The sequence below is a fragment of the Bacillus mojavensis genome, assembly GCF_012648005.1.
Lineage (GTDB): Bacteria > Bacillota > Bacilli > Bacillales > Bacillaceae > Bacillus > Bacillus mojavensis.
The window spans coordinates 1,455,434-1,471,996 of the sequence record NZ_CP051464.1 but is presented as its reverse complement, the minus strand read 5'-3'; the positions used below and the strand labels follow the sequence as shown (position 1 = coordinate 1,471,996).

At 43.3% G+C, this 16,563-nt stretch carries 15 protein-coding genes; 3 read left to right on the top strand and 12 right to left on the bottom strand.

Annotated features, from left to right (window positions below; all coding sequences use genetic code 11):
* Positions 1 to 136 precede the first annotated feature (136 nt).
* Entirely contained in the window at positions 137 to 2,104 is a 1,968-nt protein-coding gene (locus HC660_RS07650) for a methyl-accepting chemotaxis protein (protein WP_168747629.1), read from the bottom strand.
* A 147-nt stretch (positions 2,105 to 2,251) separates the two neighbouring features.
* Between HC660_RS07650 and HC660_RS07645 the strand changes: the two genes are divergently transcribed.
* On the top strand, positions 2,252 to 2,953 hold the full coding sequence (locus tag HC660_RS07645) for a GNAT family N-acetyltransferase (RefSeq protein ID WP_168749422.1): 702 nt from the start codon (positions 2,252 to 2,254) through the stop codon (positions 2,951 to 2,953).
* On the opposite strand, the gene splB is transcribed toward HC660_RS07645, so the two are convergent.
* The 7 genes from splB to HC660_RS07610 all read right to left on the bottom strand — a co-directional run bounded on the left by splB (position 2,946) and on the right by HC660_RS07610 (position 10,690).
* Positions 2,946 to 3,974, bottom strand: a complete 1,029-nt coding sequence (gene splB / locus HC660_RS07640) for a spore photoproduct lyase (protein ID WP_168747627.1) — start codon at positions 3,972 to 3,974, stop codon at positions 2,946 to 2,948. The genes HC660_RS07645 and splB overlap by 8 nt on opposite strands.
* An 83-nt stretch (positions 3,975 to 4,057) precedes the next feature.
* Positions 4,058 to 4,297, bottom strand: coding sequence for a splAB operon transcriptional regulator SplA (splA, locus tag HC660_RS07635; RefSeq protein ID WP_044156104.1), 240 nt, complete (start codon positions 4,295 to 4,297; stop codon positions 4,058 to 4,060).
* Positions 4,298 to 4,388: 91 nt separating this feature from the next.
* Complete coding sequence (gene ptsP, locus HC660_RS07630) at positions 4,389 to 6,101, bottom strand: phosphoenolpyruvate--protein phosphotransferase (protein ID WP_029441228.1); 1,713 nt, start codon at positions 6,099 to 6,101, stop codon at positions 4,389 to 4,391.
* Positions 6,101 to 6,367, bottom strand: coding sequence for a phosphocarrier protein HPr (locus HC660_RS07625; RefSeq protein ID WP_010334034.1), 267 nt, complete (start codon positions 6,365 to 6,367; stop codon positions 6,101 to 6,103). The genes ptsP and HC660_RS07625 overlap by 1 nt, the downstream gene beginning before the upstream one ends.
* A 98-nt stretch (positions 6,368 to 6,465) precedes the next feature.
* On the bottom strand, positions 6,466 to 8,565 hold the full coding sequence (ptsG, locus tag HC660_RS07620; protein WP_029441227.1) for a PTS glucose transporter subunit IIABC: 2,100 nt from the start codon (positions 8,563 to 8,565) through the stop codon (positions 6,466 to 6,468).
* Positions 8,566 to 8,796: 231 nt separating this feature from the next.
* Positions 8,797 to 9,663 carry a glucose PTS transporter transcription antiterminator GlcT gene (glcT, locus tag HC660_RS07615; RefSeq protein ID WP_026014700.1) on the bottom strand — a complete coding sequence of 289 codons (867 nt, stop codon included), beginning with the start codon at positions 9,661 to 9,663 and terminating at the stop codon, positions 8,797 to 8,799.
* A gap of 61 nt (positions 9,664 to 9,724) precedes the next feature.
* A complete protein-coding gene (locus HC660_RS07610; protein ID WP_168747625.1) occupies positions 9,725 to 10,690 on the bottom strand; it encodes a LacI family DNA-binding transcriptional regulator in 966 nt (321 codons plus the stop codon).
* A 105-nt stretch (positions 10,691 to 10,795) separates the two neighbouring features.
* Here HC660_RS07610 and HC660_RS21225 point away from each other — a divergent pair, with 105 nt between their 5' ends.
* Positions 10,796 to 10,921, top strand: a complete 126-nt coding sequence (locus HC660_RS21225; protein WP_010334030.1) for a hypothetical protein — start codon at positions 10,796 to 10,798, stop codon at positions 10,919 to 10,921.
* Between the two features lie 54 nt (positions 10,922 to 10,975).
* Here the strand turns inward: HC660_RS21225 and HC660_RS07605 are convergent, their stop codons facing one another.
* Positions 10,976 to 12,070: a M24 family metallopeptidase gene (locus tag HC660_RS07605; RefSeq protein ID WP_010334029.1), complete on the bottom strand. Its 1,095-nt coding sequence runs from the start codon at positions 12,068 to 12,070 to the stop codon at positions 10,976 to 10,978.
* 162 nt (positions 12,071 to 12,232) lie between these two features.
* Between HC660_RS07605 and HC660_RS07600 the strand changes: the two genes are divergently transcribed.
* On the top strand, positions 12,233 to 12,448 hold the full coding sequence (locus tag HC660_RS07600; RefSeq protein ID WP_168747623.1) for a hypothetical protein: 216 nt from the start codon (positions 12,233 to 12,235) through the stop codon (positions 12,446 to 12,448).
* A 31-nt stretch (positions 12,449 to 12,479) separates the two neighbouring features.
* Here HC660_RS07600 and HC660_RS07595 read toward each other — a convergent pair whose 3' ends face one another.
* From HC660_RS07595 to ykvU, 3 genes are all read right to left on the bottom strand, one after another.
* Complete coding sequence (locus tag HC660_RS07595) at positions 12,480 to 14,396, bottom strand: heavy metal translocating P-type ATPase (protein WP_168747621.1); 1,917 nt, start codon at positions 14,394 to 14,396, stop codon at positions 12,480 to 12,482.
* Between the two features lie 238 nt (positions 14,397 to 14,634).
* Positions 14,635 to 15,135, bottom strand: coding sequence for an endospore biogenesis thiol-disulfide oxidoreductase StoA (stoA, locus tag HC660_RS07590; protein WP_168747619.1), 501 nt, complete (start codon positions 15,133 to 15,135; stop codon positions 14,635 to 14,637).
* A gap of 49 nt (positions 15,136 to 15,184) precedes the next feature.
* Positions 15,185 to 16,522 (bottom strand): sporulation protein YkvU, encoded by a 1,338-nt coding sequence (gene ykvU, locus HC660_RS07585; RefSeq protein WP_010334025.1) that lies wholly within the window; start codon positions 16,520 to 16,522, stop codon positions 15,185 to 15,187.
* Positions 16,523 to 16,563 lie beyond the last annotated feature (41 nt).

Here is a 16,563-nt window from a genome sequence, read left to right as displayed (position 1 = left end):
GGCGATTCCTCCCAGACGTATTGTTTTCATTTAGTTAAAATTTATCATTGTCTAGACTACCATATCTAGTAAACATATAGTAGAGTCTAGAAAATGAAAAAACCCAAAACTTGAAAAAGTTCTGGGTATCCAATATTTATAATGTGAATTTCTCAATAGCGTTCATAAGCTCTTGGCTAGCATGTTTTAATGTATCAGTTGAGTGTTTGACTTTCTCAAGCGTGATCAGCTGTTCATCGGTTGAGGCGTTGACTTCCTCCGCTGCAGCAGCCGATTCCTGTGATATAGCTGAGATGCTTTGAATCGCTTCAGAAATGGCAAGCTGTTCTTCACTCATTCTTTGTATGTCTTCGTAAATTTGATCAATACCTTGTACAAGTGACTGCATTTCCGACGTGATTGTGTTTAATACTTCGCCAGTCTCATGGATTGCGCTGTTTTGTTCATCATTCATTTTACTTGCTTCAACCATTGCATGGGAAGCCTCTTTTGTTTCAAGCTGGATCAACTTCACTGTCTCACTGATATGCTTGGTGGAAAGTGCTGATTGCTCGGCAAGCTTCCGCACCTCTTCAGCCACGACTGCAAATCCGCGTCCGCTTTCACCGGCTCTGGCTGCCTCAATACTGGCGTTTAAGGCAAGTAAATTGGTTTGATCCGAGATATTTGAAATCGCAGTAACCACTTCTTCAATATTCTTGGTTTGATTTTCTAAATCCAGCAGCATCGTTTCGACTTTCTTTGTTTCCGTATTGGCTTCGTTTGATTTCATCAGCAGCTGGCCGAGAGCGTCAAGCCCTTTATAGCTTGCATCCTCTGAGGATTTTGAACGTGCTTTCATGCCGCCTGCCTGATCCGCAATTCGTCTGATTTTAGCAGATAGGTTTTCCGATTTTTCGTTAATGGTTTCAACCTCTGAAGCCTGTTCTGTTGCCCCTGCTGCCACTTCTTCGATCGCTTTCGCAATTTGTCCGCTCGTTTCATTGGTTTCAGCGGAGACAGCTGTTAGTTGTTCAGAGGTGTCAGACACTTTTCCTGAGGAATATCTGACTTGTTCCACCATTTCCTTCATGTTTTCAACCATCTGATTAAAGTCTCTTGTTAACATGCCGACTTCATCCTTAGTCTTTGACTCTGCGTGGACTGTCAAATCGCCTGCAGAGACAGCCTTTGTTTTCGCAATCAGCTGCTGGATCGGCCCGGTTATTGTTTTGGCGAGGAAGTAGCTGAGAATAATCGTCACCGCCAGCGCGATGAGTGAGATGAAAAGGTTCGCCCGATTCATTTTATCTGAAATCCACATTAATTGATTTGTGTCAAATTGTGTTCCGACTTTCCATCCCGTTTCTCCAACCGTTTGATACACAATCATTTTTCCCTTTGCATCTTGTATCCCGTTTTTGTCAGATGCAATGGTTTTTAATGTTTGGTCCTTGGAGATATTTTTTCCTTGGTTTGACGGATGTGCTAAAAGATTGCCGCTTGCATCAGCTAAAAAAGCAAAGCCATTGTATGGCACCTTTTGCTTATTTACCATAGCTTGAATGGAAGAAAGTTTCAGATCATAACTGGCAACCCCTATCACCTTCTGCCCGTCAAGAATTGCTTTTGAGGCTGTGACGACCATTTCTCCCGTCACGACATCTTTATAGGGTTCAGTCCAGACGACTTTATCCGGTGTTTCAGCCGCGCGCTTATACCATGTTCTAGAAGCCGGGTCATAATCTTCTGCGAATTCGGCTTTCGGATATGTAAACATTTCTTTTTTTGCGGTGCCAATATAGGCCATCGCTACATAATCATCGTTTTCTTTAATTTGTTTGATGTCATCATTAAACAGCCTGGCAGCATCTTTACTTGAGTTTGTCACAAACGCACGGGTTACCTCTCCATTTGCCAATCTTAACAGCGAAATGTCATAACTCTTTAATTGCAGTTCAATATTTTGTTCAAGCGAGTTTGTTACGTTTTGTGTCGTGTTTTTCCCATCCTCTGTAATCATCGGTTTTAACGTCAGGTAAGAAGAAAGCATTAAAAGAACAACTGTAACGATTAACATGATAGAAACAAAAACAGCAATTTTCATGTGAAGTTTTTTAAACAAACCAATCCCCTCCTAATTTCTATATCGGCCTTTTCACCCAAAAAATGAATAATCATAAAATAAATGATATTAAAAACACAGAATATTCATTAAAAATTGTGTTTCAGCAGTTTGATTACGATATAATAAACAGCATGAGAGGGAGTGATTGTCATTTTTAAACAGATGTATGTCCATAATGGCATTAAATTTGAGCGGCTGACGATCAGAAATTATTCAAAAACAGACATTAAGGGATTGCTTTCTCTTCAGCAAGAGTGTTTTCCCCCTCCATTTCCGCAGGAATTGCTGTGGTCAGAAGAACAGCTTGACAGCCATATCAACACTTTTCCGGAAGGGGCTTTATGCGCGCTGGTTAATGGTGAAATCGTCGGTTCGATGACTGCCCTTATCGTGCATTTTGATCCCGATGCTCCCGAGCATACATGGGCGGAGACAACAGATAACGGCTATATTACATGTCATGATCCGCAGGCAAATACATTATATGTAGTTGATATTTCGGTTTCACCGCATTACCGGAAGATTGGAATAGGAAAATGGCTGATGAATACGATGTATGAATTAGCCGTTGAAAAGCGAATGGAGCGGTTACTCGGCGGCGGACGTATTCCTTTTTATCATAAGTACGCCCACGAGATCAGCGCTTCACAATATGTAGAGGATGTAATAGAAGGAAAAAAGAAAGATCCTGTACTGTCATTTCTCCTGCATTGCGGCCGTTCACCGCTCTGTATCGTCAGTAATTATTTAGACGATGAAGAATCGCTGAATTACGGGGTTTTGATGGAGTGGAAAAATCCCTTTTATGAAAAAACGAGCTGTAAAACTGACAGCCCGTTTACGTGAAATATTCAATTTTCGCATTAGGAAAATACGTATCGATATAAGATTCGAGTGTTTCTCGAAGCACATGTTCTTCATCTTTCTGATAAATATATTTTCCGATTCCGTAACGTCCCCATTTATAGCGACGTTTTTCTTCATCTAATTCTAGCTTCGTCTTCGGATAATTCTTCTCTATCACTCGTTTGGCCGGTTTTGTAAAACGATGCTGAATTAATTCAAAGGTAACATCATGTCTGACGTCCTGCGGCAAAGCAGCATCCAGCTTTTCAAACAGATGTCTGTATCCTTCCTCCCAGCCTTCGTGAATGTATATCGGCGCAACAATAAAGCCTAGCGGGTAGCCTGCTTTCGCTACTTTTACAGCCGCTTCAATCCGTTTATCGAGAGGAGAGGTTCCCGGCTCAAAATTCTTAATCACATAGTCAGCATTTATGCTGAATCTGAATCTTGTTTTTCCGTTATGTTTAGCATCCAAAAGGTGGTCAACATGGTGAAACTTTGTGACAAACCTGAGCTTGCCAAGCTCACTCTGTCCGAAATGTTCAATGGCGTGCTTGAGCGTGTGTGTCAAATGGTCGATGCCCACAATATCAGAGGTACATGAAGCCTCAAACCTTGTAAACTCCGGTGCACGTTCTTTCATATACTGATCTGCCTGATCCAATATTTCTTCGACGTTTACATAGGTTCTAATATAGGGTTTTGTTCCCATTGTGGTTTGTAAATAGCAGTAATGGCAATGCCCCATACAGCCTGTCGCAAACGGAATCGCATATTCAGCTGACGGTTTTGAAGAATCAAACTTCAATGTTTTTCGGACACCAACTACTAACGTTGATTTTGCATTACGGTATTGCTGCAGATGGTTTTTACCAGGAATATTGCGCACTTGGTTATGGGACGTCGTTTCTCTGATTTCGATGCCCATTTTTTCAAATTTATCATGTAATTCCTGTGCCAATGGATATTCCATTGCTCTCGGTTCAATATAAACGAGCTGCGGAACAAATGGGTTCTGCATGGTGCCACATCCTTTTCCTTTTCCTTTTCTACCGTTACTTTTCTCATAAAACGGAAAGGATATGAGTTGTAATGTTTTCCTTGTTACTCGTACGGATCGATATCAAACAATTCTTTGTAAAGTGTTTTTGCTTCTTCATAGCTTGCAAAAACAGCATCATCCTCGGCAAACGGATGGTAGGTTTCAAATATAAACAGGGAAAGCTCACCCTCATGGTATGGATGATGCACAATTTCAGCTTCCTTTATATGAGCAACATTGGCGGCGTGCGGATTTCTGTAGATCACGTAGACTGTATCTCCTGCGTTAAATTCGTTTGACATTCTATCCCTCCTAGCCATGTTATTGTGCCCCGCTGCAACCCTGATTATGAAAAAAAACCAGACAGGCCGGAGGCCGTCTGGTTTTTGCGCATTACTTGAATGTTTCTTTTACGAACGCGACAACTTCTTCTGTCGTGCTCATAGATAAGATTTTCTCTTTGAATGACTCAGCTTCTTGTTTAGACAATTTGCTGATTTGAGTTCTTGCCGGAAGAATAGAAGTTGCGCTCATTGAGAACTCATCTAAGCCTAAGCCAAGAAGAATCGGAATCGCAATTTCGTCTCCTGCCATTTCTCCGCACATGCCGACCCATTTTCCTTCTTTATGTGCCGCTTCAATTACGAGTGTAATTAAGCGAAGGATTGCAGGGTTGTATGGCTGATACAGGTAAGCTACACGTTCATTCATACGGTCAGCTGCCATTGTGTATTGGATCAAATCATTTGTTCCGATACTGAAGAAGTCAACTTCTTTAGCAAACTGATCAGCGATGACTGCAGTCGACGGAATCTCAACCATCATACCGACTTCAATATCGTCAGATACAGGTTGTCCCGCTTTGACAAGCTTTTCTTTCTCTTCAAGAAGGATCGCTTTCGCTTCTTTGAATTCGTTAACTGTCGCAATCATAGGGAACATGATTTTCAAGTTTCCGTATGTACTTGCACGAAGCAGCGCGCGAAGCTGTGTTCTGAAGATCTCTTGCTCTTCAAGGCAAAGACGAATTGCTCTGTATCCCAAGAACGGGTTCATTTCTTTAGGAAGCTGCAGGTAAGGAAGCTCTTTGTCTCCGCCGATATCAAGTGTCCGCACGACAACTGATTTTCCTTCCATACGCTCAAGAACCGTTTTATAAGCATCAAACTGTTCATCTTCTGTAGGCAGCTGATCTCTTCCCATGTAAAGGAATTCTGTACGGTAAAGACCAACTGCTTCTCCGCCGTTTTCAAGAACACCCTTCACATCATCTGGAGTACCGATATTCGCTGCAAGCTCTACATGATGACCGTCTTTTGATACAGTCGGTTCATTGACCAGCTTCGCCCACTCTGCTTTTTGAGCTAAATAAGCGTTATGTTTTTCTTCATACTCTTTTACAGTTTCCGCAGAAGGATCGATAATGACATCCCCATTAATACCGTCAACGATAACAGTCACGCCGTTTTGGATCGTGCCTGTAGCCGCTTTCGTTCCAACAACTGCCGGAATCTCAAGAGAACGCGCCATGATGGCAGAGTGAGATGTGCGTCCGCCGATATCAGTTGTGAATCCTTTAACGAACTCACGGTTTAATTGAGCTGTATCAGACGGTGTTAAGTCTTCAGCTACAATAATAACCTCTTCTGAAATCATGCTTGGGTTTGGAATTTCAACGCCAAGCAGGTGGCCGGTTACGCGTTTTGTTACGTCGCGGATATCTGCCGCACGCTCTTTCATATATTCGTTGTCCATTGATTCAAACATGGTAACGAACATAGAAGACGTTTCTTTTAAAGCGAATTCAGCGTTCACAGAATCAGAGCTGATTTTTTCTTTCACAGGATTCAGAAGCTCAGGGTCACTGAGGACTAAAAGGTGAGCAGAAAAAATATCAGCTTTATCCTGACCCAGTTCTTTCAAAGCATGCTCTTTGATTTTTTCGAGCTCTTCTTTAGAACGTGCAATCGCTTCTTCAAAACGGCTTACTTCCGCTTCAGAATCAGAGATGTTTTTCTTTTCAACCGTTAAATCTGGCTCTTCAAGCCGGTACGCTTTTGCAATCGCGATGCCGGCTGAAGCACCAATCCCTTTTAATTCTTGCATTACTCGCCGAGTCCTTCGCTTTTCATTGTTTCTTCTAAAGCGTTAAGAGCATCGTTTTCGTCAGCGCCAGCTGCAGAAATTGTGATTTCAGCGCCTTTAGCGATTCCAAGAGACATAACACCCATGATTGATTTAAGGTTTACAGTTTTGCCGTTATATTCCAAATTAACGTCAGCGTCGTATTTGCTTGCAGTTTGTACAAGAACTGTCGCAGGACGAGCGTGAATTCCAGAATCTGCAGTTACTTTGAATGTTTTTTGTGCCATTTTTATCATTCTCCTTTTAACTTAAAGCTTTATTACTTCACAATATTATATCATACAGCCGTACTTGTCATCTGACAAGCACAGCGTACTATATACCCTTATTTTTCAATCTTCACAATGTCTTCTTGCTCTCTGTTAACTGATCCGCTTGCCTTAATGCTGACTGTTTCTCCTTCAGCAAGGTTCGTAAATACGATCGGTGTCATCAGAGACGGTACATTCGGTTTTACTGCGTCCAAATCAACTTCAAGAAGCTTTTGTCCAGGCTCAACGCGGTCCCCTTCTGATACGAAAGACGTAAACCCTTCGCCCTTGAGGCTGACTGTATCAATGCCGAAGTGGATCAAAATTTCTTTTCCTCCGTCGGATTGCAGGCCGATTGCATGTTTTGTCGGGAAAACATTTAGTATTTTTCCTCGTACCGGAGAAACGACGATGCCCTCAGAAGGAAGGATCGCAAAGCCGTCACCCATCATTTTTCCTGAGAAGACTTGGTCAGGAACATCAGTAATCGGGTGAATTTCACCAGCAATCGGAGAAACAAAGACTTCCTCGCCAATTTCATTTTGCAGCGGTTCTGCAATGACTTCCTCAACCTGCTGCCCTACTTCTTCCTCAGCGGATGTTTTCGGTTCAGGTCTTGGTTTGCGTCCCGCGATGATGTCCTGCATTTGTGTTTTTAAACCGTCAGAACGCGGTCCGAAAATCGCCTGAATGTTGTTGCCCACTTCCAGCACCCCGGAAGCGCCAAGCTGTTTCAGACGGTCTTTATCAACCTTTTTCTGATCGTTTACAGTTACGCGCAGACGAGTGATACAAGCATCAAGGTGTTTGATGTTTTCTTGGTCACCCATTGCCTGCAGAATCTCGTAAGGAAGGTCGCCTGCTTCTCCTGTTTTCCCAGATGCTGCTGTTTCAGCTGAAGCATCCTCACGGCCTGGTGTTTTCAGATTAAATTTGCGGATCGCAAATCGGAATCCGAAGTAGTAAATAACCGCAATCCCTAAACCAACAGGGATGACAAGCCACCATGCTGTCCGGTTCGGTAAAATACCGAAAAGGAAGTAGTCAATTAAACCGCCGGAGAATGTCATACCAATCTTCACATTCAACAGCTGCATGACCATGAATGAAAGCCCTGCAAACACACAGTGGATCGCAAACAGGACAGGGGCAACGAATAGGAATGAGAATTCCAATGGCTCTGTGATCCCTGTCAGGAAGGATGTCAGTGCTGCTGAACCCATAATACCTGCAACAAGTTTTTTGTTTTGCGGTTTTGCTTCATGATAAATCGCAAGTGCCGCAGCAGGAAGACCAAACATCATAAATGGATATTTACCTGTCATGAACGTACCTGCTGTTAACTGTACGCCGTCTTTAATCTGCGCCATAAAGATGCGCTGATCCCCGCGGATGATCTCTCCGGCTGCACTTTTGTAGCTGAAGAATTCATACCAGAACGGCGAGTAGAAAATGTGATGCAGACCAAATGGAATAAGTGAACGTTCAATGACCCCGAAGATAAATGCAGCAAGGGTTGGATTCGCTTCCACTAATCCAGTTGAAAAGGCATTCAATCCATGCTGGATCGGAGGCCAGATCACTAACATGATAAGACCCAGAATCAGTGCGGAAATTGACGTAATAATCGGTACGAAACGTTTACCCGCAAAGAAACCAAGATATTGCGGCAATTCAATTGTATAAAATTTGTTAAACAGCAATGCCGCCAGCACACCGACGATAATACCGCCGAATACCCCTGTCGCCAAGGTAGGTATGCCGAGCATGTTTACATATGCCGGGTGGTTTTCCGTGAAGAACTTGGCTCTTTCGATTGAATCGGAAGGAATGGTTCCGTTTGCAAGAAGAACCGCACTCATGGATACGTTCATCACCAGATAACCGATAATTGCTGCTATCCCGGCAACTCCATCTCCGTTGGCAAGCCCGATGGCTACACCTACTGCGAAAAGAAGCGGAAGGTTATCGAAAACAATCTGTCCAGCGCTTTCCATCACACCCGCTACGAGCTGAACATTGTCATTGCTCAGGAAATGCAGGACTTGGATCATGTCCTTGTTTTGCATTGCATTCCCGATCGCAAGCAAAATACCCGCAGCCGGAAGGATCGCAACTGGAAGCATAAGCGCACGCCCAATTTTTTGAAGAACGCCGAATAATGCTTTAAACATAAGAATTGACCTCCTCTTTTTACTAGTCTGACCTTACAGCTAAAAATCATGACAACGAATTCACAGGCGTAAGTCTTCCAGTTTAACCGTTTACATTTGCCCTTTTACACAACAAAAAAGGCATGAGCAAAATAGGGTGCGCAAAAGAACGAGAATGGACTTCCCGTTTTTTCCCCTCAATCACTCATGCCTGATCGGATCAGTAACACGTTTTTAAAGGATAAACTGAATTTATGAAATTTTATTGGTTAATCGGTACAGATGAAGCGTGAGATAAACCGCTTCCGCCTCATGAACTGGTTTCTTCAATGTTTGCTGCAAGATTTTAATCAATTTCCAAGCTGTATTGTAGCATAGCGGATATTCATTTTTCAATAACAACATTAATTTTTCTGGTTCTTTAGTCGGTTCCTCTTTTTTAATTCTTTCTATCGTAAATCTGATGTGCCTGATAAGCCGTAAATAGTTGACGCTTTCTTTATTTACTTTCATTTGAAACGAGTCTTCAATCACCTCTACAAGCTGCGCCATCAGCTGTGAGTGCTTGTTGACTTCTGACAGCGGGCGATTCGTCAGAGCTGAATGAATGTGCAGGGCGATAAAACCAATCTCCCCTTCCGGAAGGCAGATTCCCGCTTTTTCATTGATAATGTCAATGACTTCTTGGGCTATCTGATATTCATCCGGATAAAGTGACTGCGTCTCCATTAAGAAAGGATTTTTCATGTCAAAGCCCTGCTGCTGCCTCTTGATTGCAAATGCAATATGGTCAGTCAGTGCAATATGAATATGTTCATTTAGTGAGCGGTTTGTCCGATTGCTGATGTGATATATGACATCGTTTGAAATATCAACGAGCTTTTCATCAACATAGTCGAGGAGCTTTTTAAACTGCTTCTGTTCCTTTTCATCCTTTAAAATGAACATTTTATCGTACCCTTTATCTTCAATCACATCATCTTGTTTTTTTCCGAAACCAATTCCTTTTCCGATCAAAACTACTTCACTGTATTTATGATGAGAAGCAATTAATACGTTATTATTCAGTACCTTTTTCACTGTAAAGGACCCATTCACGATCCTCAGCTCCTTTGTCATTCAATACCTCATATCGTACATAACGAACGGAATGCGCGTCAAACCTTTTTTCATGCTTTCACTAAACAGTTGATCTTTCAATGAGACGGTAATCAAGAACCTTGCTTTCAATCGGCTGGCCCTGAATCCTTTTTTCCAGCATGGCAAACGCCTGCTTGCCCATTTCCTTCGCTTGAATATCAATGGTCGATATCCCAAGCAATTGGCTGATTTCATGGTTATCAAAGCTTAAGATCGCAAGTTCATCCGGAACAGACACTTGCTGAGCTCTCGCTTCCAATATAAGCCCTGCCGATACCTGGTCATTGGCGACAAAAATAGCCGTCGGCCTTTCCCTCCATCTGTTCCATTTATGAAAAAGCGCTTTTCCGTCGTTCATTGTAATCGCTTTCTCAATCACCCATTCTTCCTTGAATGTTTCTCCGATCTCTTCCAATGCATCTTTATATGCTTTGATGCGAATATGACTGTTCATGCCTTTTTTTCTCGCTAAGCAAATCGCTATTTTTTTGTGCCCTTTGGCGATTAAGTAGTCGAGTCCGTCCCGGAATGCGGCTTGATGGGGAATGCTGATTGTGGAAAATCCCTCCTTGTTTGAATTCTGACAAAGCAGTATCGGGCCTTCCCACTCCTTGAGCTTGTCATCAGACAGTGCCTTCGAACAAAAAATCAAACCGTCAACCTGGCGCTGTTTTAACTGGGACAGTGCAAAGATTTCTTTCTTCACGTCATAATTTGTCTGGAACAAAGAGAGGTGAATGCCCGACTCTGCGGCAGCGTCTGCGATTCCCGCCATCATCTCCGCAAAATAAGGAAGGCTGATCGTCGGCATCACGACACCGATCATGTTTGAAAACCCCTTCGACAGATGCACAGCGTGGACATTTCTTGTGTACTCCAAAACTTCCATTGCTTCAAGCACTCTTTTTCTTTTCTCTTCACTGACATAAGGATGATTGTTTATGACTCTGGAAACCGTCGTAACGGAGACACCGGCTTTATCTGCAATGTCTTTAATATTAGCCATAAATTCCCTTCTTTCTGATTTCCCTTGATCTGGAATGCGTTTCATACAATACGATAAGAACGTACCGACAGATTAGATGGTTTTTGCTGAAAGGAGAAGATTTACATGGGTTTCTTCATTTTAATTGGATTATGTCTGGCCGTTCTGGGCGGAAGCTGCCTGGCTGTAAGACCGCTCAATCAAAAACATGAAGTGAAACCATTTCGGACGTTTGATGATTTTTTTATTTAAAGCAGATAAAAAAGGACGATGTCGAGAACAAAGTCCTTTTTTATCTCTGCCTTGTTACGGCAATATCGTTAATTCCTTCGGATATTGAGTCAGCGTAACTGCCCCCTCTTTTGTTACGTGAACGTCATCTTCAATACGTACGCCGCCAACATCCGGCACATAAATGCCCGGTTCGATTGTGTAAACCATTCCTTCTTGCAGCAGCGTGTCATTGGCTTTGCTCATCGACGGGTACTCATGCACTGAAATGCCGAGACCATGGCCCAGCCGGTGAGGGAAATATTCTCCATATCCGGCTTTTTCAATGATTCCGCGGGCAGTTAAATCGAGATCTCCGATTCTCACGCCTGGGTTGCTAGCTTCTATCGCGGCTTTTTCCGCTTGAAGCACCGTCTCGTAAATTTCTTCCTGCTTCGGATTGATTGTTTTGTAGGCAAAGGTTCGCGTGATATCAGAGCAGTAGCCATCCATAATAACACCCAGGTCAAACAAGACAAAATCGCCTTTCTTTAATGTGGCTGTACCCGGATTTCCGTGAGGCTGACCTGATTTTTTGCCGAATAGCACCATTGTCGAGAAAGACATGCCCTGAATTCCTTTTTTCTTCAACTCATACTCAATCTGAGCAAGAACTTCCACCTCACTGATGCCTTCACGCAAAGCAGCTGTCCCGACTTCAACACCAAAATCGGCAAGCTTTGCCGCCTCTTTCAGCAATTTAATTTCATGCTCGTCTTTAATCAGACGAAACTGGTTAAGGGTTTCTTCTGCTGATACAAATTGTGCCCCTCCAGCTGAATGCTTCAGTTGTTCGGCACGCGAAAGCGAGATTGAATCCTTTTCCACGGCAAGCGTATGTATGCTGACATTTCGTTTTTTGAGAGCTTTTTCAATGAGCTCCCATGGATTTTCGTGATCGGCATAGCCAATAATTTCGTGATTCCATCCGGCATTTCGGGCCTGATCTGCCTCCATTCCCGGACAAACGAAAAATGGCTCCTCCTCTTGAAAGATAAACAAACCCATTACACGTTCATGCGGCTCTGTATAAAAACCGGTTAAGTAAAATACATTTTCTTTCGTATGAATAAATGCGGCAGTATGCCCCGCTTCCTTCAGCCATGAAGATATGCGTTGTATTCTGTTCATTTCTTGTTCCTCCCTGCCTTTTGCCATGCGTTGTTCTTTATATATTGTAACAGGTTTTACGGGTGTTTGCCTTGCACGGCGACTTTCCTTTATCCATCATTTTATTTCCTGCCGGTCATCTTGTATACTGAGAGGAGAGTGAAACGCAGGGAGTTGTTCCGTTTGCTGATGAAATTTTTCAGACGTAAGGCAGTTGTGCTGTTAACAGTTGTGGGAATTTCCGCTCCTTTTGTCGGTATGAAGCTGGTGAATTTTTATTATTACAGCTCTATCATAGGCTGTGCAGCCGGCTTCCTTTGCTGCATCCTTGCTCTCATCATCGTGATGAAAAGGCCAGATCAAGAAAAAAAGCAAAGGAAAGTAAAACTTGATCCATAAAAAAACAGCTGTCCATTTGGACCGCTGTTTTTTATTTTAAAAGCCTTAAGCCGTTTAAAATCACCAAGATTGTACTTCCTTCGTGGCCGATAACGCCAAACGGCAATTCCATCAACTGTAAAAAGTTTGCACAAATAAGGAGGCAAATGACTGCGAGAGAAAATACGATATTCTGCTTTACAATCCTGTTCATTTTCCGTGATAAACGGCACATTTTTACGAGTTTTTTCAAATCGTTTTGCATGAGCACCATATCAGCAGTTTCAAGCGCCACATCTGTTCCGCCGCCCATTGCAATACCGACATCCGCCGCTTTTAGTGCCGGCGCGTCGTTGATTCCGTCTCCGACCATTGCAATCGTCCCGAACTCTTCTTTTAATCGTTTCACTTCATTTACTTTTTGGTCAGGCAGACATTCTGCTGCAACAGTTGTCATTCCCGCTTCCTTCGCTATCGCTTGAGCCGTGTCTTCGTGATCTCCCGTCAGCATGGCCGTTTTAATCCCCAGACGGCTTAGTTCATCCATGACTTCTTTTGCTTCAGGTCTGATTTGGTCTTTCAGAGCGATACAGCCGGCAATGTGGTCGTCCTTTTTCACAAACACAATGGTGTGTTGGCCATTTTGAAGGATATCTGATGCAGATTGGTTCAAAAATTGAGCTGCCAATTCTTCCCCAATAAAGCCTGCTTTTCCGACTTTCCATTTGGCACCCGCCACTACAGCCATTACACCAAAGCCTGATGTTTCTTCGATTGATATGTAGCCTGACTTGTTGATGCCGCGGCTTTCAGCGTAGCCGGCAATGGCTTGCGCGAGCGGGTGGCTGGACTGCTTCTCAATCGCATAGACAGCTTCAAGTACTTCCGTTTCTTCGTATCCTTCCGCAATTTTGACCGTCTCAACCGCAGGCTGGCCTTTTGTTACAGTCCCGGTCTTGTCAAAAGCGATCATTTGCACAGATCCCAGCTGTTCAAGAAATACACTTCCTTTCACCAGCATGCCGTTGCGGGCGCCATTTGATATCAAGGACAGCGCTGCCGGCATGATGGACGCAACAAGTGCGCAAGGTGACGCAACCACCATAAATACCATCGCGCGATAAAAGGTTTCACTCCAGCTCCAGCCAAGTGCAAAATGTGGGACAAATAACAGCAGCCCCACCACGATCAGAACGCCTTTTACATATGCATTTTCAAACCGTTCGATAAAGGCTTGCGCAGGTGATACACTGTTTTGCGCAGATTCCACCAATTTGATAATCTTTCGGAATAAAGAATCTTCGTTTGCTTTTGTAACACGGACGGTCAGGGAGCCGTTGCGGTTAACAGTTCCCGTATATACAGCATCGCCGGCGTTTTTTTCTACAGGCATCGATTCGCCCGTTAACGCTGATTCGTCAAGGCTTGTAGAACCAGATTCAATAACCCCGTCAGCTGCCACCCGTTCCCCAGGTTTGATAACAATCTTATCACCGGCCTTTATATCTGCAACCGGTACCCTTTTGGTTTCGCCGTTTACAATCAGCGTTGCTTCTTCAGGTTCAAGCTTCATTAAAGAAGTTAAATCCCTGCTGCTTTTATTCATCGTGTATGTTTCTAAAGCTCCGCTTAAGGAAAAAATAAAGATTAAAACGGCACCCTCTGCCCAGTACCCAATCAATGCGGAACCCACGGCTGCAAAAATCATTAAAAGCTCGACATTCAGCGTTTTGGATTCAAGCGTTTCTTCGATTCCTTCTTTCGCTTTAGCAAATCCGCCGATGACAAAGGCCAGCAAATATAGCGTTACCGATAACAACTGATGTGCGGAAAGGAGCCAGCCTGCTAAAATAAGAGCACCTGACACCAGGGCTGCGATAAGTTCCGCATGCTGAGTCCAGCTTTTTTCTGGCTGTTCTTTCTTTAAAGGCTGATGCTGATCATGTTGGAGCATCACTTGTTCATCCATATCGAATTCTCCTCCCTAATTGAGAACGTAAATCATCTTCATTTCTCTTATAAAAACAAAAATCGCCGCCCAAAAGGCAGCTTCATCGTTGGGTCATTTCATGATGTCTTCTTAATTATAGCATGCAGAAAGAGAATTTCAATTATAATTATTTTAATTTCTTTTTGATAATAATTATCATTAATAACTGTTCACCTTTCATTATATGACAAAAAAGCTGAAAGGCTACGCTCTCAGCTTATTCTTTCGTCCATTCTTTCAATTGTTCTGCCGTCATCGGCCCCACTTTTGTTTCCTCAATTTCACCCTTTTCATTCAGCAAAAACGAGGTAGGAATCGTTATAATATGATATTCCTTCATCAAATCCCCTTTTGTGTCGAGAACAATCGGAAAGGTCAGGTGGTTTGCTTTGATAAAGTCTTCAACGACTTGCTGATTTTGTTCTGAATTGACTAAATTGACCGTTACCAGCTTCACACTGTCAGATCGATGAGCCTCATAAAATGATTGGAACTGAGGAAGTTCCTTTTTGCAGGGCGGACACCATGAAGTCCAAAAATGAAGGATCGTTTTCTGCCCTTTATTGGGGATGGAGATATCCTCCCCTTCTATCGTTTTCATGAGAAAAACCGCAGGAACAGCAGGCTGTTTATTGGCAGCCTGTGCCGAAAGAGGCAGCCATGAAATCATAGCAAATAAGATTAGGCAAGTAGTGAGGGTCAAGCGTTTCGTCAACATGGAATCTTCCTTTCATGCTTTTCAAATAGCTTGCCCCGCTAGAGATTTATCATCCTTCAATCCGCGGCGTTCGGTTTCCTCCCGTCAGAAAAACAGATACACGCAGCGCTTTGCAGATCGTTGTATAATGTAGGCTCGTCAGCAAAATCATACCTGTATTCATCCCAAGGATAATACCGAGCATTTGAAGGTTTTCCATTGAACCCAGCACATACATCATACTCAACGCAACGAGATGGCTCCACACGTTATGATAAAAAGCTTCTTTGACAAAGCCCATCCCAATTAAACATGCCTGAAGGGGCATCACAAATAAATGAAAGAGAAAGTACGGCCACAAAAGCTGCAAATAATATTGTGCTTCTGGAGAGTGAAAAAACAGATGGGTCAAGGGCTCCGCAAACTGGAACATGATCCAGACAGCTGGTATACCGTATCCAAACGTGATAAAGATCGACTGCTTCAGCCTTTTTAATACGATGTCATATTGAGAGAGAGAATAAGCTTCAGAAATACTCGGAATCATGACGACCATTAGCGAGTGGGCGATAAAAGCAGGAAACGCCCCTATCGTCACAGCCACTCCGGCAAGCATGCCGTATTGATCGATTGCAGTTGTCCCGGCAACGCCCGCGGCCAAAAGCGCTCCTTTTACTAAAAAGGGCTCAATGGCATTGACCACAGCGTGAAAAATGCGCAGCCCGGTTGTCGGAATCGATACGGCCAGCAGTCTTTTTCTAACATCTTTCCCGCGTAAATGGATATGCTGCTGGCCCGATACCGCACGTCTCGCCAGAATAAACTGCGAATACAAGTACACAAGCACGATCACATCGCTCACGACAAGGACAAACAGCGAAATCAGCACAGCCATGTCCAGCTCAAACGAGTACCATTGAAAAAAGATGAACAAGCACAACAGCTGAATGATTTTTTTGAGTACATTAGCGATTGCGATCTTCCCCATTTTTTGCACACCCATGAAGTAGCCTCTGGCAATTGACGTAAAGGCGACAATAGGAATCAAGCCGATGACGATTCCTTTGATAAACGGGTGATATGTATCAAACACCGGAATAAAAGGAAGCGCAATACTGGCGGCGGCAGTGGAAAAGGCTGTGAAAACAGCTGTCATTCGAAAGGCGTGCCTCAGCATGCTTTCATGGAGCTTTGGATTTGATTCAGCAATAAATTTAGAAATTGATATAGGCAGCTCCAGGCTTGCGATGACAATAATTAAAAAGATGGTAGGCAAAATACTCATGTAAAGCCCCATCCCGTGCTCGCCAAGCTCGCGCGCCAAAATCATATTCACGACAAATTCAAGGCATTCGGCGAAAAAGGCGGCAATGGATAAAAGAATAATCCCTTTTACAAATCGATTCATGATGTCTCTCCTTGTCTCTTGTACTATCAACATCATATGAG

Excerpts from the sequence above, each read along its gene's own strand:
- ykvU (WP_010334025.1), bottom strand. The coding sequence starts at position 16,522 with ATGAATCGATTTGTAAAAGGGATTATTCTTTTATCCATTGCCGCCTTT.
- HC660_RS21225 (WP_010334030.1), top strand. The coding sequence starts at position 10,796 with ATGGGTTTCTTCATTTTAATTGGATTATGTCTGGCCGTTCTGGGCGGA.
- splB (WP_168747627.1), bottom strand. The coding sequence starts at position 3,974 with ATGCAGAACCCATTTGTTCCGCAGCTCGTTTATATTGAACCGAGAGCA.
- splA (WP_044156104.1), bottom strand. The coding sequence starts at position 4,297 with ATGTCAAACGAATTTAACGCAGGAGATACAGTCTACGTGATCTACAGA.
- glcT (WP_026014700.1), bottom strand. The coding sequence starts at position 9,663 with ATGACAAAGGAGCTGAGGATCGTGAATGGGTCCTTTACAGTGAAAAAG.
- HC660_RS07610 (WP_168747625.1), bottom strand. The coding sequence starts at position 10,690 with ATGGCTAATATTAAAGACATTGCAGATAAAGCCGGTGTCTCCGTTACG.
- HC660_RS07625 (WP_010334034.1), bottom strand. The coding sequence starts at position 6,367 with ATGGCACAAAAAACATTCAAAGTAACTGCAGATTCTGGAATTCACGCT.
- stoA (WP_168747619.1), bottom strand. The coding sequence starts at position 15,135 with ATGTTGACGAAACGCTTGACCCTCACTACTTGCCTAATCTTATTTGCT.
- HC660_RS07595 (WP_168747621.1), bottom strand. The coding sequence starts at position 14,396 with ATGGATGAACAAGTGATGCTCCAACATGATCAGCATCAGCCTTTAAAG.
- HC660_RS07605 (WP_010334029.1), bottom strand. The coding sequence starts at position 12,070 with ATGAACAGAATACAACGCATATCTTCATGGCTGAAGGAAGCGGGGCAT.
- ptsP (WP_029441228.1), bottom strand. The coding sequence starts at position 6,101 with ATGCAAGAATTAAAAGGGATTGGTGCTTCAGCCGGCATCGCGATTGCA.
- ptsG (WP_029441227.1), bottom strand. The coding sequence starts at position 8,565 with ATGTTTAAAGCATTATTCGGCGTTCTTCAAAAAATTGGGCGTGCGCTT.